This window comes from Mesorhizobium sophorae (assembly GCF_002270415.1).
Taxonomy (GTDB): Bacteria; Pseudomonadota; Alphaproteobacteria; order Rhizobiales; family Rhizobiaceae; genus Mesorhizobium; species Mesorhizobium sophorae.
Genome location: NZ_NNRI01000013.1, coordinates 492,198 through 511,465, shown reverse-complemented (window position 1 = coordinate 511,465; position 19,268 = coordinate 492,198). Strand labels below are relative to the sequence as shown.

The following is a 19,268-nucleotide window of genomic DNA, read 5'->3' as shown; positions in this document are numbered from 1 at the left end:
AGTGCCGAAGCTATGCCCAGGCCGGGCTGGCTAAGTCGCCCCGCTGAACCGGATGCAGCGGTTTCCGGGCTCACAATTCGCAGGCCGGCGCCGCATGAAATATCACTCTAGATGACGGCGGCGACGCTGCGCAGGATCGGCTGCAGGCGCACGAGGCCGATGTCTTCGCGTTCGAACCGGCTGCCGACCTTGGTCAGCTTGGCCAGCACCTGTTCGCCCTCTTCCGGTCCGATCGGGGCGATGACGATGCCGCCGCTCGACAATTGGTCGAGCAGGAAGCGCGGCAGGCTGTCGAAGGCAGCCCAGGCGACGATGCGATCGAACGGCCCTTCGTTCGGCAGGCCGCCGGAACCGTCCGCCTGGCGCACGATGACATTGCCGATGCCGAGCGCCTCGAAGCGCTGCTTGGCCTGCTCGACAAGCGTCTTGTAGCGGTCGGTGGTGACGACCCGCGCCGCCAGCCGCGACATCACCGCCGCCGTGTAGCCCGAGCCGGTGCCGATCTCGAGCACGCGGTTGCCCTGCTCGATGGCGAGGGCTGAGATCACCGCCGCCTGCAGGTCGGCACCTTCGATCGCCTCGCCGCATTCGATCGGCAGCATGCGGTCCGACCAGGCGATCGGATGGTACTGGGCGCCAAGGAAACCGCGCCGCGGCGTCGCCTCGAAGGCCGCGATCAGCGCCTTCGGCACCGTCCCCCTGCCGCGCAAACGCAGCAGAAAGGCAGCAAAACCTTCGCGGTCGTCGGTTGGGAGGCCCTGGTTCATGCAAGCGCCTTGCTCAGTTGGTCTCGGATTTCATGCGCGGTGAGGTCGAGCTGCAATGGCGTCACCGACACCAGCCTGTTGCGCAAGGCATGGAGATCGGTGCCTCGCTTGCCTTCGACCGGCTCGCGGCCGAAACGCAGCCAGTAGTAAGGCAGGCCGCGCCCGTCGCGGCGCTCGTCGACCCACAGGCTGTGCACGAGCTTGCCCTGCGAGGTCACTACCGTACCGGCAACTTCTTCGGGGAGGCAGTTCGGAAAGTTGACGTTGAGCAGCACGCCGTCCGGCAGCGGCGTCGCCACCAGTTTCTGCAGCAATGCCGGCGCCAGCGCTTCGGTCGTCTCGTAGGGAACGACCCGATCCTCGCCGACATAGCTGTAGCCCTGGCTGAGCGCGATCGAGCGGATGCCGAGCAGCGCACCCTCCATGGCGCCGGCGACGGTTCCCGAATAGGTGACGTCGTCGGCGATGTTGGCGCCGGAATTGATGCCGGACAGGATCAGGTCGGGGGCGCCGGGCAGGATCTTCTTGACCCCCATGATGACGCAATCGGTCGGCGTGCCGCGCACGGCAAAATGCTTCTCGCCGATCTTGCGCAACCGCAGCGGCTCGGAGATCGACAGCGAATGCGCATAGCCGGACTGGTCCTGCTCCGGCGCCACCACCCAGACATCGTCGGACAGCGTGCGCGCAACCCGTTCGAGCGACGCCAGGCCCTCGGCGTGAATGCCGTCGTCATTGGTCAGCAGGATGCGCATTATTTCGATTCGATCTTTTCCCGGCCGCCCATGTAAGGCCGCAGCGCTTCAGGAATGGTTACGCTGCCATCCTCATTCTGGTAGTTTTCGATGACGGCTATGAGCGCGCGGCCGACCGCGGTGCCCGAACCGTTGAGCGTATGGACGAAGCGGTTGCCCTTGCCGTCCTTGTCCTTGTAGCGGGCGTCCATGCGGCGCGCCTGGAAATCGCCGCACACCGAACAGGACGAGATTTCGCGATAGGCGTTCTGGCCGGGCAGCCAGACTTCGATGTCGTAGGTCTTGCGCGCGCCAAAGCCCATGTCGCCGGTGCACAGCGTAATGGTGCGGAACGGCAGATCAAGCCGCTTCAGCACTTCCTCGGCACATTGCGTCATCCGCTCGTGCTCGGCGAGCGACGATTCCTGGTCGGTGATCGACACCAGCTCGACCTTGTAGAACTGGTGCTGGCGCAGCATGCCGCGCGTGTCGCGCCCGGCCGAACCTGCTTCCGATCGGAAGCACGGCGTCAGTGCGGTATAGCGCAGCGGCAGTTTTTCATGCGCGGTGATTTCTTCGCGCACGAGATTGGTGAGAGGCACTTCGGCTGTGGGGATCAGGCCAAGCCTGCCCTCACCGTGCGCCGTGAAGAACAGATCCTCCTCGAATTTCGGCAACTGGTTGGTGCCGAAAAGAACGTCGTCCTTGACCATCAATGGCGGGATGACTTCCTCATAGCCATGTTCGTTGGTGTGCAGGTCGAGCATGAACTGGCCGAGGGCCCGTTCCATCCGCGCCAGTCCGCTCTTCAGCACTGTGAAGCGCGAACCTGAAAGCTTCGCCGCGCGCTCGAAATCCATCATGCCGAGCGCTTCGCCGATTTCGAAATGCTCCTTCACCCAATTCGGACGCGTCGGCAGCTTGCCGACGATATGCTTGACGACATTGTCGTGCTCGTCCTTGCCGACCGGCACATCGTCGAACGGCACGTTGGGCAGCACCGCCAGCGCATCGTTCAGCGTCTTGTCGAGCTCGCGCTCTCGCGCCTCGCCATTCTGGATGAAGGTCTTGATCTCGCCGACTTCGGCTTTCAGCCTTTCGGCAAGCGCCGCGTCGCCCGAACGCATGGCGTTGCCGATCTCCTTCGAGGCGGCGTTGCGGCGCTCCTGCTTGGTCTGCAACTCGGTGACGTGTTCCCGCCGCGCCTCGTCCGAGGCGATCAGCCCGTCGACTGTGGACTGCGCCTCGCCGGCCGACCACGAGCGCTTCACCAGCGCCTCGACAAGGGCCTTCGGGTTGTCGCGAATCCATTTGATGTCAAGCATGGTTTGAACGCTCCTGGGTAGCATGTCGCCCAAAAGTGCGCAGCGGTTGACATGCTTCAAACAAAACTGAAACGCATCGCCACGATGGCGATGCGTTTCAGTCAGAGGGCGTAAACCGCATCGTTGATCGATGCAAGATCAGGCGCGATCAAGCCAGGGCTTCGAGCTCGCTTTAGCGCGCTTTACCGGGGATGGCGCGAGAGCCGGAAATAAAAAACCCGCCTTGCGGCGGGTCGTTGGCGCAAATCAGCACCATGCCCAAATCTATAGCATAATTGCCGTCACAAGGCAACCGATGCCAAGCCCGCCGCCCCCCGGCGGGGGCAGCCCCATGGCCTATGTGGAAGACGCGTCCGCCGGCTTTTCGGCCACCTCTTCGGCCGCGTCCTGCTTCTCGCGGGCCACACGCTGCTTTTCCTGATCGCGTTCGATCAGCCGCGCGGCCCAGATGGAGACCTCGTAGAGCAGGATCGTCGGAATGGCCAAGCCGATCTGGCTCATCGGGTCGGGCGGCGTCAGCACCGCCGCGACGACGAAGGCAATGACGATCGCCCATTTGCGCTTTTCGGCCAGCGCCTTCGACGACAGCATGCCGACGCGCGTCATCAGGCTGGTCACCACCGGCAGCTGGAACACCAGGCCGAAGGAGAAGATCAACGTCATGATCAGGCTGAGATATTCCGACACTTTCGGCAGCAGCGAGATCTGCACCTGATCGTCGGTGCCGGCCTGCTGCATGGCGAGGAAGAACCACATCACCATCGGCGTGAAGAAGAAATAAACCAGCGATGCGCCCATCAGGAACAGGACCGGCGATGCGATCAGGAACGGCAGGAAGGCGTTGCGTTCGTTCTTGTAGAGGCCGGGCGCGATGAACTTGTAGATCTGCGTGGCGATCAGCGGAAAGGCGATGACCATGCCGCCGAACATGGCGAGCTTGACCTGGGTGAAGAAGAATTCCTGCGGCGCGGTGTAGATCAGCTCGACCTTGTGCGGATCGAGCCCGGCCCACTTCGTCGCCCATTTGAACGGGACGACCAGAAGGTTGAAAAGCCTCTTGGCGAAGAAGAAGCAGACCAGGAAGGCGACGAAGAAGCCGCCGAGCGACCAGATCAGCCGCCGGCGCAGCTCGATCAGATGCTCCATCAGCGGCGCCGACGATTTCTCGATCTCGTCTCTTTCCTTGTCCGAAACGCTCACTTGGCGGCTCCAGCCGTCTTCTTGGCCGCCGGCTTCTTTGCCGCGGCAGGCTTCGGTTCAGGTTTCGTCCCAGTCTTGGTAACGATTGTCTTGGTAGAGATTGGCTTGGTAACGATCGGCTTAGTCGCGACCGTCTTGGCCGCAGCGGGCTTCGCAGCCTTTTCAAGCTTTACCGCCGCCTTGGACGCAGGTGCGGCCTTGGCGGTCGCCGCCTTTGCCGGCGCGGAAGCCATCGTGCCATTTGCCGACGCCTTGGCAGGCGCTTTCGCAGCCGCTTTTGCCGGCGCAGCCTTGGCCACTTTCTTCACCGCCGAGGCCTTCGCCGCGACAACCGGTTCGGCCGGCACTGACGCGGTCACCACCGATTCATCGGTCATTGCCGGGAAAATCGGCGCTGCTGGTGCGGCTTCCGGCCCGCTGACGCCAGGCATGGTTGTCGCGCCGTTCTTCAACGGCTCGGCCGCCTGCGGCGTCGAAGCGGCTGGCGCTGTCGGATCGTCTGCCGGCTTCGGTTTCATCACCGCGTCGACGCCTGAGCGCACATCGGCCGCCGCCTGCTCGAACGGATTGAGCTGCTTCCTGATCTCGGACATCGGGCTGAGGCCCCTGAGCTCGTCGACCGACTTCTTGACGTCGTCGAGCTCGGCTTCCTTCAGCGCCTCGTTGAACTGCTTCTGGAAGTCGGCCGCCATGGCACGCAGCTTGGCCGTCGTGCGGCCGAAGGTGCGCAGCATATTGGGCAAATCCTTGGGCCCGACGACCACGATCATGACGATCGCGATGACCAGCATTTCGGTCCAGCCGACTTCAAACATGGCACTCTGTTCCGACTAGAACCTTTGGCTCAGCTCTTGCTGGCTTTTTCCTTCGCGGCCGAAACGGTCTCGTCGGCGCGGTGTTCGACGGTGCGCTTGTCTTCGGCAACGTCGTCGTCCGCCATGCCCTTCTTGAAGCTCTTGATGCCCTTGGCCATGTCACCCATCAGCTCAGGAATCTTGCCGCGGCCGAACACCAGCAGCACGATCACGAGCACGATCATCCAGTGCCAAATCGAAAATGAACCCATAGCAAATCTCTCTCGAATGTTTTCCCTGGCGATGATCTATGCGTTTTCGCGTTGGGATTCAAACACAACTGCGACAGAGTTTATGAAAGGGTGGCGGATGTCACGCATTTTCGGCGTGATGCCCCGCTACGAATCCGCGCATCCTCGACAGATTGGCCGCGATTGCCAGTCAATCTTCCGTGACGCGCGGCGTCAGCAGGCCGAGTTCCTCGAGGTCGATGTCGGTCAGCGCATCCTCGTCGTCGGCCAGCGCATCGGGATCGGCCGGCGGCTGTGGAATGGAGAAATTCGACGGCATGCGGCCCGAAAGCAGCCCTGCCCCTTTCAGTTCCTCCATGCCGGGAAGATCGCGGATTTCCTCCAGCGCGAAATGGTCGAGGAAGGTCTCGGTCGTGCCATAGGTGACAGGGCGTCCCGGTGTTTTGCGCCGGCCGCGCATGCGCACCCATTCAGTTTCCAGCAAGGTGTCGAGCGTGCCTTTCGAGGTTTCGACGCCCCTGATGTCCTCGATCTCGGCACGCGTCACCGGCTGGTGGTAGGCGATGATCGCCAGCACTTCGAGCGCCGCGCGCGACAGCTTGCGCTGCTGCACCGTGTCGCGGCTCATCAGGAAGGCCAGGTCACCGGCGGTGCGGAACGCCCAGGCGTCGCCGACGCGCACCAGATTGACACCGCGCCGCGCATAGATCTGCTGCAGGTCGGCCATGGCCATAGCGATGTTGATGCCATCTGGAAGACGCGCCGCAAGCTGCTTTTCGCTGACCGGCTCAGCGCTGGCGAACACGATCGCCTCGGCCATGCGCACGGCTTCCGCCATATAGAGGCGCTCGGCCGGGTTCTGGACCTGCTCGGCTGGTTCCTGGGGAAACAACTCCCCTTCCGTTTCGTCATCGACCTTGAACGGGATAACCGAAGCGTTGGCGCGCTCGCTCATGATGCCACCTCGACTGCCTTGATTGCCTGTGCGCGGCCGCGCAGGTAGATCGGTGCGAACACGTCGTCCTGCCGCATGTCCATCTTGCCTTCGCGCACCAGTTCCAGCGTGGCCGCGAACGAGCTGGCGATCGCCGTGCGCCGCTCCTCGGGGCTGGTCATGTATTCGATCAGAAAACTCTCCAGCGCCGTCCAGTCGCGCACCGCACCGACCAGCCGGGTCAGGATGTCGCGGGCGTCCTTGAGCGACCAGACACCGCGCCTGGCGATCGTCACATTGTTGATCGCCTGCTTCTGCCGCTGCTGGGCGTAGGCGGTCAGGAGATCGTAGAGCGAGGCCGAATAGGCGTTGCGCTTTTCGACGATGACCATTTCCGGCATGCCGCGCGCAAACACGTCGCGGCCGAGCCGGTTGCGGTTGACCAGGCGCGCCGAGGCGTCGCGCATCGCCTCCAGCCGCTTCAGCCGGAACTGCAGCACCGCCGCCAGCTCCTCGCCGCTTTCGCCCTCGTCGCCCGGCTGCTTGGGAATGAGCAGCTTCGACTTGAGGAAGGCCAGCCACGCGGCCATCACCAGATAGTCGGCGGCAAGCTCGAGCCTGAGCGCCCTCGCCGTCTCGACAAAGGTCAGATATTGCTCGACCAGCGCCAGGATCGAGATCCGCGCCAGATCGACCTTCTGGGTGCGGGCAAGATGCAGCAGCAGATCGAGAGGACCTTCGAAGCCGGCCACGTCGACGACCAGCGACGGATCGCCGGTGACGCGGGAATCGTCGTTCTCGGCCCACAGACGGTCCATCGGTGCGGCCTTCGCGGCCTTGCTTTCCAATGTTTCCGCCACTTTCTCTCGCTTCCTTTGTCAGGCCACCGCATCGAAATAGGTGGCGAATTCTGCGCGTATCTCGGTTTCTTCAGCCGCGTCGTGTTTCCTAATATAGGTCAGCGCCCGTCTTGCGCGCTCCAGCGACTTGCCCTCAAGCCCCGTGGTGCGCGACGCTATGCCGGCCATTTCCTCGAAAACACCGTTGCAGTGAAGGACCAGATCGCAGCCCGCCGCAAGGATCGAGGCCGCCTTTGTCGGGAAATCCCCAGAAAGTGCCTTCATCGAGGTGTCGTCGCTCATCAGCAGCCCGTCGAAGCCGATTTCACGACGGATGATCTCGTCGATGACCTTGCCGGAGGTCGTCGCCGGGTTCTTGGGGTCGATGGCGCTGTAGACGACATGCGCCGTCATCGCCATGGGCAGATGGTTGAGCTCCCGGAACGGGGCGAAATCATGCCGTTGCAGATCGCTGAGCGACGCATTCACCGTCGGCAATTCGAAATGCGTGTCGGCAAGGGCGCGCCCATGGCCGGGAATATGCTTCATCACAGGCAGCACGCCGCCCGACATCAGCCCTTCGGCGGCAGCACGGCCGAGTTCGATCACCGGTCGCGGCTCCTTGCCATAGGCACGCGCGCCGATGACGTCGCTGGCGCCTTCGATCGGCACGTCGAGCACCGGCAGGCAATCCGCCGTGATGCCGTAGCGTAGCAGGTCGAAGGCATGCAGCCGCGCCATCAGCCAGGCCGCGCGGGCGCCGGCATCGTGATCGTCGCGCCACAGCGCGCCGAGTGCGCCACCGGCAGGATAATTCGGCGCCAGTGGCGGCCGCAGGCGTTGCACCCGGCCGCCTTCCTGGTCGATGAACACCAGCGCGTCCGGACGCCCGATACAGTCGCGCATCTCGGCGACCAGATCGCGGATCTGCTCGGTCTCGCCGATGTTGCGCGCAAACAGGATGAAGGCCCACGGGCATTCGTTGCGATAGAAATTGATTTCTTCGCGAGTGAGCGATTTCCCGGCACAGCCGAGGATCATGGATTTTGATTCGGTCATGACGGGAGTTTAGGGCTTCGCGCGGTCAAAGGGAATCGTCCCCCGCCGCATGCGCTTGAAGACAGATCTCATCCACATGAAAAAGCCGGCGCGGTCTGAGACCGAGCCGGCTTTGATTGGTTGACTTCAGTTGCTAGCGCGAGACGAAGCAATTGCCGCCGGCAGCCTTGTAGCTGGTGCACAGGTTGATCGCGTCGTTGCGCGACTTCGCCGGAACGCGCACACGGTAGAATGTGCCCTTGCCGGCAATCTCCGCCTTGACGATGTTGGCGGTGCGGCCGGAAAGCACGCTGCCGTAGCGGCGCTGCAGATCCTGGTAGCTGGACTGGGCGCTTTCGACCGTCGGCTGCGAAGCGATCTGCATCGACCACGAACCACCGCCGGTCGCGGTCGATCCCGGATCGATGGATGCAACCTGGTCGGGCTTGACCTCGCCGACGACATCAACCGGCTGGTCGGACGGGCGCTGCGGCGCGACCGGAACCTTGGCAGGCGTGTTTGCCGATTGGGCCTTGGCCTCAGCCTTGGGCGCCGCGGCCGGTTTGGCTGCCGGCTTGAGGGCCGGCTCGTCGTCTGCCTGGGCGGTGGCGGGCGTCACGGTGCCGGTTTGGTCCGCATCGGCCTGGGACGACGGGGTAACTTGCTGCGGCGCCGGGTCGGCCGGCTCAGCGGCCGCCACTTGCGGTGCCGCGGGCGCCGGATCCTCACGCGGCACCAGCGAACCGTCTGACTTGACCACCATGGTCCTCACCTTGCGCGGCGCAACGGCGACAACATCGGCGTTGGTGCCCTTGTCGGCCTCCTGCAGCACCTGCGCGATGCGATCTTCGGATTTCGGTGCCGGCGCCGCGTTATCGGCCGGCGCCGCGCTGGCGGCCGGCGCGGCATTGGCGACCGGCGCGGCGTTGCCGTCGTCCGCTCCAGTTGCCGCGGCGTTCTGGTCAGCGGAAAGATCGATCGCGCGGGCAGGATCCTTGGCCTGCACATCCACCGGCTCTTCGACGTTGGTGACCAGTTTATCCTGGACAGGCTCGGCGGGCTTGGTCCCCTTGACCACCGCGTCGTAAACCTTGTTGTCCTGGTTCGGCACCACTGTGCCGCCCGGATTTTCCGGCTTGACCTTGATCGGCGCGTTGTCGGCCTTGACGATCACCGGTGCATCGCTGCCGCCCTTGCCGCCGAAAGACAGCGCAAAGGCGCCGAGGCCGCCAGCAACCGCCACCGCGCCGACAACAGCTGCAACGAACAGGCCACGTCGGCGCGAGGGCCTCGCGGCCTCCCGCTCGCCGAGACCCGGAACAGCCATCGCCTCATCCAGTTCGGGATCGTAGTCGAGTTCGTCGACGGTGAAATCGTCCGCCTGTGAAACCGGCTGGCTGCCGGGCAGATTGTTGAGGTCGAAGCCAGCGGCATCCGCATAGCCTGCCGAAGCTGTCGCGCGGGCAGGCATTTCGGCCGGCCTCGCGGCATAGGTCCGCGCTTCCGGCTGATAGGCCGGCTTGACCCCGTCATAGCCCGGCTTGACACCGTCATAGGCCGGCTTGATGGCGTCATAGGCCGACTTGGGTTCCTCATAGCCGGCATTGGGGGATTCATCGCCATAAGCGGCACTGCTTGCGGGAGCAGGAGCGACCTCCACCGAATTCATCTCGGTGAGAAGGCTGGAGAATTCCGCGTCGAGATCGTCATAGGCAGGCGTCGCCGGCTTGTCTTCCTCGAAGTACAGTTCCGGGATGTCGAGATCGTCCGCCAACGCCACGACACGCTCGGGCACGTCGATCGTCTCGACATCGGGCATGTCTTCGTAGTGCGAGGACTGTCGCGGTTGCGGCACGGATACAGGGGCTGCAGGGGCGACGGTCTCGACCGGCTCGCTCGAACGGTAGGACAGCACTGCGGCGACTGCCGGCGCCGCGGCCCAGGGTGTTATCGAAGCGGTCGGCTGAGCATTAAATGCCGGCTGCTGCGGAACCGGCGTCACGCGGCTCCACGAACGGGTCGGCTCCGTCGGCTCGGAGCGTTCCGCCAGCCAATCATGAGAATCGTCCTGATCGTGCCGAGAAGCGGCTGCGTCGCGCGAATCCAAGCTGTTCGCCAAAGCCGCGTCGAACGCATCATCGTCGAAATCGACATCGCCTTGCGCGGTGACATGCGAGCGCTGATCCTGCTCCTGCAGGTCATCGAGCTGTAGAACGTCGAGATCCGAATCGGCGACCTGGACAGCTTCAAGGCGGTGCTGCTCCTCAGGCGCGTGTCCGTCGATATCCCATTCGAGCTCGGCGAGATCGGCCGGCTCCTCAGTGGTCTCTGCAACTGCGGCGACGGGCGGTTGAGCGGCGACGACGACCGGCCGAGCCACGACGGGCTCCCTGGCCACCGGCATCGGGCGCGCGGTCATGGCACCCAGCAGCGCATTCAACTCGTCTTCCAGGCTTCGTTCATCCGCGATCAGCGAATCTACCGGCTCGGCCGCAACGGCGGCTGGCGCCAGCGGCTGGACCGCAGCGGCGGCAACCACGGCGACCGGCTCTTCAGCCGTTTCGGCAAACGAGTCGTCCAAGTTCAAGTCGAACCCATCGTCCAGCGAGCCTTCAGGGTCGGAAATCTCGCCCTTCGCGTCCGCGGTATCGGCAAGCACATCATGCGCTTCCGGCTCCTGGAAGGCGACCGGCTCATCACGACTGTCAAAATCCATATCGACATCAGCCATGGCGTCGTCGAAATGACCGGCAAAATCCTCGCTAGAGATTGCCTGGGCGTCACGCGCAGTCGCTTGCGCCGGCATGGCGTACTCGACAGGTTCCGAAGCCGCCGGTTCAGCAGCCGCGTCGGACTGCTCCACGGCCCAACGGTCGTCGAGTATCAGCTCGTCTTCGAGCGAGATCGCATCGTCGAATTCAGGATCGGAGGCCGGCCCAACAGCAGCAGGCTCGACTGCAGCAGGCGCGTCGGCAATGGCGGCGGCGTACCGAACTTCGTCGGCTTCGTCGTCAATCCGGAAGTCCTGATCGAGCGACGCGGCAAGCTCATCCTCAATCGGCCGGTCGTCCTCGAAGGGCGAAACGTCTTCGAGGGAACTGGCGACGGTATTGTCGAGATCAGAATCGAAAGCCGGCTCTATGGCTGGCGCGGTTTCGGCAGCGTCCAAATCGGCATGGCTGGCGACATCCGCATGGTTGGCGACCGGTGCGTGGTCGTCGAGATCCGCCATGTCCAGGTGGAAATCGTCGTCGAGCGACATCGCAAGATCGTCGGCCATCGCGCTGGCCTCGGCTGTCGGCTCATGCGCCTCGGCGACTGGAGCGGCGTCGCTGTCGTCAGCGCCGAACTCGCCCATCAGTTCCTTCTCGAGATCGATTTCGAAATCGTCCTCTTGCGCCGGCTGATCGGCGACGGGCGCTTTCGGCTGGACGGGCGCTTGCGGCTTGACCGGCTGGCGCGGGTCGAATCCCATGATCCTGGTCAGTTCCGCGAACGGATCATCATCAACGATGTCGTTGTTATCGGCTACTCTCAGCTGGGTTCTGTCTGCCATTATTGTTCCCGAACTCGCACTCATTCGGACGCCATGGACGTCGCGTAGGGTTGGCCCTTACCAGCGCAATGTGGGCAAAAGGTGACAGGTTTTTTAGTCAAACCTAACGCATTTCGGTGGGCGCGGCGGCTCCGATCAACGTCAGGCCGGACGTCAGAACGTCCGAGACAGCCTGCACCAGCCCTAGTCTGGCATGCGTCAATTGTCGGTCGTTAACCTTAACAAAACGTAAGTCTGGATTTTCTGTGCCACGGTTCCAGTGTCCGTGGAAACTAGAAGCCAGATCATAAAGGTAAAATGCCAGCCTGTGGGGCTCCAGCGCAAGTGCCGCCGACTCGATCAAACGCGGATATTCTGCGAGCTTGCGGATCAGGCCGATCTCGCCCTCGTCGGTCAGCAAGGTCACGGCGGACGCCAGGCTGTTGCGGTCGAAATTGGCCTCGCCCAGTTGCTCGCTCGCCTGCCGGAACACCGAATGGCAGCGCGCCGAGGCGTACTGCACATAGAACACCGGATTGTCCTTGGACTGCTCGGTCACCTTGGCGAAGTCGAAATCGAGCGGCGCATCGTTCTTGCGGTAGAGCATCATGAAGCGGATCGCGTCGCGGCCGACCTCCTCCACCACTTCGCGCAGCGTCACGAAATCACCCGACCGCTTCGACATGCGCACAGGTTCGCCCTCGCGAAACAGCTTCACCAATTGGCAAAGCAGCACGGTAAGCTTCACCCTGTCGCCGGCAATCGCGCGCGCCAAGGCTTCCAGCCGCTTGACATAACCACCATGGTCGGCGCCGAGCACATAGATCAGGTCGACGAAGCCGCGATCGATCTTGTCCTTGAGATAGGCGACGTCGGCGGCGAAATAGGTGAACGAGCCATCGGACTTGACCAGCGCCCGATCCATGTCGTCGCCGACCGCAGTCGAACGGAACAGCGTCTGCTCGCGATCCTCCCAATCGTCGGGCTTCTCGCCCTTGGGTGGCGGCAGCTTGCCCTTGTAGATGTGCCCCTTCAACGTCAGGTCGCTGATCGCCGAGCGGATCTTCTTGGCGTTGTCGGCGTGCAGCGTGCGTTCGGAGAAGAACACGTCGTGATGCACGTTGAGCATCGCCAGATCATCGCGGATCATCGCCATCATCGCATCGATGGTGCGGTCCTTGACGATGGCCAGCGCCTCGTCATCCGGCATCTCCAGCAACGAGCGGCCAAACTCCCTGGCCAGCGCCTCGCCGACAGGAACCAGGTAGTCGCCGGGGTAAAGCCCGGCCGGAATCTCGCCGATATCGTCGCCGAGCGCCTCGCGATAGCGCAGCATGACCGAACGGCCGAGCACGTCGATCTGCGAGCCGGCGTCGTTGATGACATATTCCTTGGTCACGTCGTAGCCGGCGAAGGCCATCAGGTTGGCGAGCGCATCGCCAACCACCGCGCCCCGGCAATGGCCGACATGCATCGGGCCCGTCGGATTGGCCGAGACATATTCGACATTGGTTTTCCTGCCACCACCAACCGTCGAGCGGCCATAGTTGCGGCCTTCGCCAAGCAGCCCGGTCAGATGCGCCTGCCAGAAACCGTCCCTGAGCCTGAGATTGACGAAGCCGGGCCCCGCGACCTCGGCGGCGGCAACGTCCTTATCCCCACGCAGCGCCTGCGCCAGTCTTTCGGCCAGCGCGCGCGGATTCTGGCCGGTCGGCTTGGCCAGCACCATCGCCGCATTGGTCGCCAGGTCGCCATGGCTGGCGTCGCGCGGCGGCTCGACGGCAATGCGCGACAGGTCCGGCGAAACGCCATCATTGTCTTTTAGATCAAGCGCTTCGACGGCTTTTATGATTCGCGCGGTGAAATCGGCGAAGATGTTCATTTGGACTGGCTCTGGCGGCTTTGTGGCGAATCCGGCTCGTTGGCCGGCAAAATCGAGCCCGCCCTAGCTCAAATCCGGGGTTCGGTCAAACAAACGCCGATGTTCCTTGAGCGCGTAGGTGTCGGTCATGCCGGCCAGGAAGTCGGCGACGCTGCGCGCCTTGATGCGATCGTCGGCCCGATCGAGCCCCTCGCGCCAACCGTCCGGCATGGCGCGCGGGTCGGCGAAATAGACGTCGAACAGGTCCCTGACGATCTGCTCGGCGTCGGCGCGCACCCGCATCACCTCCGCGTGCCGGTAGAGGTGCTTGTAGAGGAAGGCCTTCAGTTCTTTCTCGAAGGCAGCCATTTCGGTCGAAAAGGTCACCATCGTCTCGCCGGCTGCCCTCACCGCGTCCGCGCTCTGCGGCTTGATCCGGTCCAGATTGGCATTGGTCGAAACAATGACATCCTCGACCATGGCGGTGATCTGGCGCCGCATCAGCTCGTGGCCGGTGCGCACGTCATCGAGCGCCGGATAGCGGGCGCGCACACCCTTGAGGATCGTTCCCGGCAGCGAGACCGTCTCCAGCATGTCCAGCGTCAGCACCCCTGCCCGCAAACCATCGTCGATGTCATGGGTGTTGTAGGCGATATCGTCGGCGATCGCCGCGCATTGCGCCTCGATGCCGGCAAACCGGTCCAGCTCGAGATCGTGCAGCTCCGAATAATCGCGGATCGTCTGCGGCACCGGCCCTTTCAGGCCCTGGCCATTGCCATCGGTCAGCGGTCCATTGTGCTTGACCAGGCCTTCCAGCGTTTCCCAGGTCAGGTTGAGCCCGTCGAATTCGGCGTAGCGCGCCTCCAGCCTCGTCACGATGCGCAGCGATTGCGCATTGTGGTCGAACCCGCCCCAGGCAACCATCTTCTCGTTCAGCGCGTCCTCGCCGGTGTGGCCGAAGGGCGTGTGGCCGAAATCATGCACCAGCGCGACGGCTTCGGCGAGGTCCTCGTCGCCGCGCAGCGCCCGCGCCAGCGCCCGCGCGATCTGCGCCACTTCGATCGAATGGGTCAGACGGGTGCGATAGTGGTCGCCTTCATGCGCTATGAAGACCTGCGTCTTGTGTTTCAGCCGCCGGAACGCCGTCGAATGGATGATGCGGTCGCGATCGCGCTGGAACGGCGTGCGGGTCGGGCTTTCGACCTCATCGAAAAGCCGCCCGCGCGACTTTGCCGGATCGCAGGCATAGGCGGCGCGTGGCCGATAGCCGAATCCGATGTCGCCCAACTCGTTGGTCATGATCGATGCCGCAATTGATTGGTCTAGTTGACTTGGCCGCTCGCGCTTCATACCTATCATGTGAAACCGAAAGCAAGGTGACGCCCATGGGCGCGGATGCCAAGACTGCCATGAAAGTCGACATGACCGAGGCCGCCGCCAGGCGGATCGCCAAGATTGTCTCTGGCGAAGCTGGCAAGACGGCGCTGCGCGTTTCGGTCGAAGGCGGTGGTTGTTCCGGCTTTTCCTACAAGTTCGACCTGGTCGACACGCGCAACGACGACGACGTCGCCATCGAGAAGGACGGCGCCACGGTGCTGATCGATGATCTGTCGCTGGTCTATATGGGCGGCTCGGTGATAGACTTCGTCGACGACCTGATGGGCCAGTCGTTCCAGATCCGGAACCCGAACGCTGTCGCCTCCTGCGGCTGCGGCACGAGCTTTTCCATATAGAAATGTCCGCGATCGGTGCGGTCCGCCAGATCGCGCTGTCGGCCGGACGCGACCTCGACGTAACGCTGGCGTTCTGGCGCGATGTGCTCGGTATGGCCGTGCATGCGCGCTTCGATCCGCCGGGCATTGCCTTCATCATGGCCGGCGATGTGCGCTTGCTGTTCACCGACGGCGTACCGGCGGGATCCGTCTATCTCGACATGTCGGGCCTCGACCATTTCCATGCCGAGGCAAAAGCCGCGGGCGTCCCCTTCACCGCGCCGCCGGCGCTCGTCCATAACGACACCGAAGGTCAGTTCGGTCCGGCGGGGGAAAGCGAATGGATGGCCTTTCTAAAGGACCCGGCAGGCAATACGATCGGCCTGGTCGAACGCCATCCGCCGCAAGAACCCCACTGAACAGCATCGAGACCGCCATGAAAATCGTCACCTGGAACATCAACGGCGTGCGCGCCCGCATCGGCAACCTGACCCACTGGTTGACCGAGAGCGCGCCCGACATCGTCTGCCTGCAGGAGATCAAGACGCTCGACGACCAGTTCCCGCGCGCCGAGATCGAGGCGCTTGGCTACAATGTCGAGACCCACGGCCAGAAGGGCTTCAACGGTGTCGCCATCCTGTCGAAACTGCGCTTCGACGAAGTTACCAGAGGTCTGCCCGGCGACGATGCCGACGAGCAGGCGCGTTTCATCGAAGGCGTTTTCTCGACCGACAAGGGCGCGCTGCGCATCGCCTCGCTCTATCTGCCGAACGGCAATCCGATCGATGACGATAAGAAGTTCCCCTACAAGCTGTCCTGGATGGAGCGGTTGGAGCGGTGGGCACAGGAGCGGCTGAGGCTGGAAGAGGCACTGGTTCTGGCTGGCGACTACAACGTCATTCCCGAGCCGATAGACGCCAGGTTTCCGGAGAACTGGCTGGGCGATGCGCTGTTCCAGCCGCAGACGCGGCAGGCCTTCCGCCGGTTGCTCAATCTTGGTTTCACCGAGGCGGTCCGCGCGGTCACTGACAGGCCCGACACCTACACGTTCTGGGACTATCAGGCCGGCGCCTGGCAGAAGAACAACGGCATCCGCATCGACCATCTGCTGCTGTCGCCGGAAGCCGCCAACCGGTTTTCCGCGGCCTCGATCGAAAAGCATGTGCGTGCCTGGGAAAAGCCGTCCGACCACGTGCCGGTGGCGATCGATCTCGCGTTGCAGCCTGCCTGACGGAGAACCCCTGTCCAGCAGGCCCTGACGCCGGACAGGCAGGCGTTTGACCTCATATGGCCACATTCCAGCGCATGATGGGAGATCATCATGGCGGCCGGGGTTCCCATGACCATTCGAATTGTTCTTTGTCCGATCGGCTTGGCATTTGCGATGGCCGCAGTCGTGCCGGCTTTCGCCGCCCCCGAATGTCTTGCCAATGGAAAATCGTATACGGTTGGCCAGGTCGCCTGCCTGACGGTCGCCGACCAGAGCCATCTTGCCCGCTGCGACATGGTGCTCAACAACACGTCGTGGACCAAGGTCGGGGACAGCTGTCCTGAGAACACGATGGCGCCGCATCTCCATGTGACGCCGATCTCAACGCCGGCCCCCAGCATGGTGCCGACGGAACCGACCGAGAATTAATCAAAATCGAGCGCCTCTGGTAAGGCCAGCGCAGCCGCGAGACTACTGGTCCGCGCTGCCGCCCTTGGTGAGGATGTCATCGGCCAGCGAGATCGCGGTGCGGCGGTCGGCTTCGCCGGCCGTGGCAAATGCCTCTTCCTGCATGCCGCGGATCCACGGCTGGTCGGCCGGCGACGCGCGTTCGAGCGCGGCCGTCATCATCGCCAGGCCGCGAACGATCTTGCCGCTCTGGAACAACAAATGGCCGAGCGTCGCCTGGGCGCCGGCATGGCCCTTCTCGGCGGCAAGCTGGAACCAGCGCCCGGCCTGCTTGACGCTGGCCTTCACCCCGCCCTCGCCCTTCAGGAACATCTGGCCCATCTCGAACTGTGCGTTCGGATTGCGGTAGTTGGCGGCGGCGCGCATGTAATATTCCTGGGCCGCCACCTCGTTCTCGGTGACCGGGCTGCCGGGAATGCCCTTGCGCAGATAATCGCCAAGCGCCACGAGCGCGTCCGAGACATAGCTTTCCTCGGGCGAGCCGGGCTCGACATCCTGGTCGACGATCTCTGAGAAGAACTTGAACGCCTCATAGTCGTCGCGCGCCACGCCGTCGCCCTCGGCATACATGCGGGCAAGCTTCCAGGTGGCGCCGATCTGGCCGTTCTCGGCGGCGTATTTATAGGCCTCGGCGGCCTGTTCCTTGTGGCCGTTCTTGTAGGCGGAAAAGCCGAATTGGAACACCGCCCATGGGCTGGATTGCGGCTTCACGCCGGTCTTGTCGTCGAACACCTTGTCGTCAAAGGCCATAGCCTGGCCCACGGCGCCAAAGGTCGCGCCAAAAGTGGCGAACACGACCAGTGCCGAAAAGACAGACGACCTCAACAACTCAGATGTCCGCATAACAATGTGTTTCTTTCGCACCGCCCGGATGGGTGACCGCGCCATCGCGCGCCGGCCCTACCGTCTGTGCATATTTCCATATCGCGCCCGACTGATAGTCGGTCGTGCGCGCCTTCCAGGTCTTTGCCCTCGCCGCCAGTTCGCTATCGGACAACGCCACATCGATCGTGCCGTTCACGGCGTCGATCGAGATCACGTCACCATCCCTGAGCAGCCCGATCGGGCCGCCCACCGCTGCCTCGGGCCCGACATGGCCGATGCAGAAACCGCGCGTCGCGCCCGAAAAGCGCCCGTCGGTGATCAGCGCCACCTTGCCGCCCATGCCCTGGCCGTAGAGGGCTGCCGTCGTCGACAGCATCTCGCGCATGCCTGGGCCGCCGCGCGGCCCCTCGTAACGGATGACGAGCACCTCGCCTTCCCTGTAATTTCGCTGCGTCACCGCTTCGAAACATTCCTCTTCCGAATCGAAGCAGCGCGCTGGGCCGGAGAACTTCAGCTCCGACATGCCTGCAACCTTCACGATCGCGCCTTCGGGGGCGAGGTTTCCCTTCAACCCCACGACACCGCCGGTTTGGGTAATAGGTGTGTTGGCCGGGCGGACCACATCCTGATGTTCATTCCAGGCAACGTGCTCCATATTTTCGGCCAAAGTGCGGCCGGTCACCGTCAGGCAGTCGCCATGCAAATAGCCGTGGTCGAGCAGCGTCTTCATCAGGAGCGGAATGCCGCCCGCCTCGAACATGTCCTTGGCGACGTACTTGCCGCCTGGCTTGAGGTCGGCGATGTAGGGCGTCTTCTCGAAGATTTTCGCCACGTCGAACAGGTCGAACTTGATGCCGGCCTCGTGGGCGATCGCCGGCAGGTGAAGTGCCGCATTGGTCGAGCCGCCGGTGGCCGAAACCACGGTCGCCGCATTTTCCAGCGCCTTCAGCGTGACGATGTCGCGCGGCCGGATGTTCTTGGCGATCAGCTCCATGATCTTTTCGCCCGAGGCGAAGTTGAAACGGTCGCGCATCTCGTAAGGCGCCGGCGCGCCGCAGGAATAGGGCAGCGCCAGGCCGATCGCCTCGGCAACGGTGGCCATGGTGTTGGCGGTGAACTGGGCGCCGCAGGAGCCGGCCGACGGACAGGCCGCCTGCTCGATTTCAAGCAGTTCGGAATCACCGATCGCGCCGACCGAATGCTGGCCGACCGCCTCGAACACGTCCTGCACTGTGATCTGGCGGCCGCGATAGCTGCCGGGCAGGATCGAGCCGCCATAGATGAAGATCGACGGCACGTTGAGACGCACCATGGCCATCATCATGCCGGGCAGCGACTTGTCGCAGCCGGCCAGCCCAACCAGCGCATCGTAGCAGTGGCCGCGCATGGTGAGTTCGACTGAATCGGCGATGACCTCGCGCGACACCAGCGACGACTTCATGCCCTGGTGGCCCATGGCGATGCCGTCGGTAACGGTGATGGTGCAGAATTCGCGCGGCGTGCCGTTGGCGGCCGCGACGCCCTTCTTGACCACTTGCGCCTGGCGCATCAGCGAAATGTTGCAGGGCGCTGCCTCGTTCCAGCAGGACGCGACGCCGACCAGCGGCTGCGCGATCTCGGCCGCCGACAATCCCATCGCATAGAGATAGGAACGGTGCGGTGCACGCGCCGGACCGACGGTCACATGGCGGCTCGGGAGCTTGGCCTTGGAAATAACTTTGGCGTCCATACTCTTCCTTGCCGCGGGCGGTGCGGCCTGCCCCATCGCCGAGCCT

Annotated in this window: 18 protein-coding genes; 4 read left to right on the top strand and 14 right to left on the bottom strand. The window is 63.6% G+C overall.

Annotation, left to right across the window (positions count from 1 at the left end; translation table 11 throughout):
• Positions 1–107: 107 nt before the first annotated feature.
• From CGZ66_RS21765 to CGZ66_RS21710, 12 genes are all read right to left on the bottom strand, one after another.
• Entirely contained in the window at positions 108–767 is a 660-nt protein-coding gene (locus tag CGZ66_RS21765) for a protein-L-isoaspartate(D-aspartate) O-methyltransferase (RefSeq protein ID WP_095087704.1), read from the bottom strand.
• Entirely contained in the window at positions 764–1,522 is a 759-nt protein-coding gene (surE, locus tag CGZ66_RS21760; RefSeq protein ID WP_095087702.1) for a 5'/3'-nucleotidase SurE, read from the bottom strand. The genes CGZ66_RS21765 and surE overlap by 4 nt, the downstream gene beginning before the upstream one ends.
• Entirely contained in the window at positions 1,522–2,826 is a 1,305-nt protein-coding gene (gene serS / locus CGZ66_RS21755) for a serine--tRNA ligase (protein WP_095087701.1), read from the bottom strand. The genes surE and serS overlap by 1 nt, the downstream gene beginning before the upstream one ends.
• A 336-nt stretch (positions 2,827–3,162) precedes the next feature.
• Positions 3,163–4,026: a twin-arginine translocase subunit TatC gene (tatC, locus tag CGZ66_RS21750; protein WP_095087699.1), complete on the bottom strand. Its 864-nt coding sequence runs from the start codon at positions 4,024–4,026 to the stop codon at positions 3,163–3,165.
• Positions 4,023–4,841, bottom strand: coding sequence for a Sec-independent protein translocase protein TatB (gene tatB, locus CGZ66_RS21745; RefSeq protein WP_095087698.1), 819 nt, complete (start codon positions 4,839–4,841; stop codon positions 4,023–4,025). Before tatB ends, tatC begins: the two co-directional genes overlap by 4 nt.
• 29 nt (positions 4,842–4,870) lie before the next feature.
• Complete coding sequence (locus tag CGZ66_RS21740; RefSeq protein WP_095087696.1) at positions 4,871–5,092, bottom strand: twin-arginine translocase TatA/TatE family subunit; 222 nt, start codon at positions 5,090–5,092, stop codon at positions 4,871–4,873.
• A 169-nt stretch (positions 5,093–5,261) separates the two neighbouring features.
• Positions 5,262–6,026 (bottom strand): SMC-Scp complex subunit ScpB, encoded by a 765-nt coding sequence (scpB, locus tag CGZ66_RS21735; protein WP_095087695.1) that lies wholly within the window; start codon positions 6,024–6,026, stop codon positions 5,262–5,264.
• Positions 6,023–6,823 (bottom strand): segregation and condensation protein A, encoded by an 801-nt coding sequence (locus tag CGZ66_RS21730; RefSeq protein ID WP_095088090.1) that lies wholly within the window; start codon positions 6,821–6,823, stop codon positions 6,023–6,025. The genes scpB and CGZ66_RS21730 overlap by 4 nt, the downstream gene beginning before the upstream one ends.
• Before the next feature lie 60 nt (positions 6,824–6,883).
• On the bottom strand, positions 6,884–7,903 hold the full coding sequence (gene nagZ, locus CGZ66_RS21725) for a beta-N-acetylhexosaminidase (protein WP_095087694.1): 1,020 nt from the start codon (positions 7,901–7,903) through the stop codon (positions 6,884–6,886).
• Positions 7,904–8,036: 133 nt separating this feature from the next.
• On the bottom strand, positions 8,037–11,438 hold the full coding sequence (locus tag CGZ66_RS21720; RefSeq protein WP_095087692.1) for an SPOR domain-containing protein: 3,402 nt from the start codon (positions 11,436–11,438) through the stop codon (positions 8,037–8,039).
• 103 nt (positions 11,439–11,541) lie between these two features.
• The gene (gene argS, locus CGZ66_RS21715; RefSeq protein WP_095087691.1) at positions 11,542–13,299 is read right to left on the bottom strand and encodes an arginine--tRNA ligase; all 1,758 of its coding nucleotides are present in this window, start codon (positions 13,297–13,299) and stop codon (positions 11,542–11,544) included.
• Positions 13,300–13,362: 63 nt separating this feature from the next.
• The gene (locus tag CGZ66_RS21710; RefSeq protein ID WP_095088088.1) at positions 13,363–14,577 is read right to left on the bottom strand and encodes a deoxyguanosinetriphosphate triphosphohydrolase; all 1,215 of its coding nucleotides are present in this window, start codon (positions 14,575–14,577) and stop codon (positions 13,363–13,365) included.
• Between the two features lie 86 nt (positions 14,578–14,663).
• Between CGZ66_RS21710 and erpA the strand changes: the two genes are divergently transcribed.
• The 4 genes from erpA (at position 14,664) to CGZ66_RS21690 (ending at position 16,629) form a co-directional block, all read left to right on the top strand.
• Positions 14,664–15,011, top strand: coding sequence for an iron-sulfur cluster insertion protein ErpA (gene erpA, locus CGZ66_RS21705; protein WP_027024881.1), 348 nt, complete (start codon positions 14,664–14,666; stop codon positions 15,009–15,011).
• Between the two features lie 2 nt (positions 15,012–15,013).
• Entirely contained in the window at positions 15,014–15,409 is a 396-nt protein-coding gene (locus CGZ66_RS21700; RefSeq protein ID WP_095087689.1) for a VOC family protein, read from the top strand.
• Between the two features lie 17 nt (positions 15,410–15,426).
• Positions 15,427–16,221 (top strand): exodeoxyribonuclease III, encoded by a 795-nt coding sequence (gene xth / locus CGZ66_RS21695; protein ID WP_095087687.1) that lies wholly within the window; start codon positions 15,427–15,429, stop codon positions 16,219–16,221.
• Positions 16,222–16,311: 90 nt separating this feature from the next.
• Complete coding sequence (locus CGZ66_RS21690; protein ID WP_167392203.1) at positions 16,312–16,629, top strand: hypothetical protein; 318 nt, start codon at positions 16,312–16,314, stop codon at positions 16,627–16,629.
• 42 nt (positions 16,630–16,671) lie between these two features.
• Here the strand turns inward: CGZ66_RS21690 and CGZ66_RS21685 are convergent, their stop codons facing one another.
• Together CGZ66_RS21685 and ilvD are read right to left on the bottom strand one after the other, a co-directional pair.
• The gene (locus CGZ66_RS21685) at positions 16,672–17,511 is read right to left on the bottom strand and encodes a tetratricopeptide repeat protein (RefSeq protein ID WP_095087686.1); all 840 of its coding nucleotides are present in this window, start codon (positions 17,509–17,511) and stop codon (positions 16,672–16,674) included.
• Positions 17,498–19,222: a dihydroxy-acid dehydratase gene (ilvD, locus tag CGZ66_RS21680; RefSeq protein WP_095087684.1), complete on the bottom strand. Its 1,725-nt coding sequence runs from the start codon at positions 19,220–19,222 to the stop codon at positions 17,498–17,500. The genes CGZ66_RS21685 and ilvD overlap by 14 nt, the downstream gene beginning before the upstream one ends.
• Positions 19,223–19,268: the final 46 nt, after the last annotated feature.

Coding starts and splice junctions, on each gene's coding strand:
- CGZ66_RS21685 (WP_095087686.1), bottom strand. CDS start 17,511: ATGCGGACATCTGAGTTGTTGAGGTCGTCTGTCTTTTCGGCACTGGTC.
- tatB (WP_095087698.1), bottom strand. CDS start 4,841: ATGTTTGAAGTCGGCTGGACCGAAATGCTGGTCATCGCGATCGTCATG.
- CGZ66_RS21730 (WP_095088090.1), bottom strand. CDS start 6,823: ATGGACCGTCTGTGGGCCGAGAACGACGATTCCCGCGTCACCGGCGAT.
- erpA (WP_027024881.1), top strand. CDS start 14,664: ATGGGCGCGGATGCCAAGACTGCCATGAAAGTCGACATGACCGAGGCC.
- CGZ66_RS21720 (WP_095087692.1), bottom strand. CDS start 11,438: ATGGCAGACAGAACCCAGCTGAGAGTAGCCGATAACAACGACATCGTT.
- CGZ66_RS21710 (WP_095088088.1), bottom strand. CDS start 14,577: ATGACCAACGAGTTGGGCGACATCGGATTCGGCTATCGGCCACGCGCC.
- scpB (WP_095087695.1), bottom strand. CDS start 6,026: ATGAGCGAGCGCGCCAACGCTTCGGTTATCCCGTTCAAGGTCGATGAC.
- surE (WP_095087702.1), bottom strand. CDS start 1,522: ATGCGCATCCTGCTGACCAATGACGACGGCATTCACGCCGAGGGCCTG.
- xth (WP_095087687.1), top strand. CDS start 15,427: ATGAAAATCGTCACCTGGAACATCAACGGCGTGCGCGCCCGCATCGGC.
- nagZ (WP_095087694.1), bottom strand. CDS start 7,903: ATGACCGAATCAAAATCCATGATCCTCGGCTGTGCCGGGAAATCGCTC.
- ilvD (WP_095087684.1), bottom strand. CDS start 19,222: ATGGACGCCAAAGTTATTTCCAAGGCCAAGCTCCCGAGCCGCCATGTG.
- CGZ66_RS21700 (WP_095087689.1), top strand. CDS start 15,014: ATGTCCGCGATCGGTGCGGTCCGCCAGATCGCGCTGTCGGCCGGACGC.
- CGZ66_RS21740 (WP_095087696.1), bottom strand. CDS start 5,092: ATGGGTTCATTTTCGATTTGGCACTGGATGATCGTGCTCGTGATCGTG.
- argS (WP_095087691.1), bottom strand. CDS start 13,299: ATGAACATCTTCGCCGATTTCACCGCGCGAATCATAAAAGCCGTCGAA.
- serS (WP_095087701.1), bottom strand. CDS start 2,826: ATGCTTGACATCAAATGGATTCGCGACAACCCGAAGGCCCTTGTCGAG.
- CGZ66_RS21690 (WP_167392203.1), top strand. CDS start 16,312: ATGGCGGCCGGGGTTCCCATGACCATTCGAATTGTTCTTTGTCCGATC.
- CGZ66_RS21765 (WP_095087704.1), bottom strand. CDS start 767: ATGAACCAGGGCCTCCCAACCGACGACCGCGAAGGTTTTGCTGCCTTT.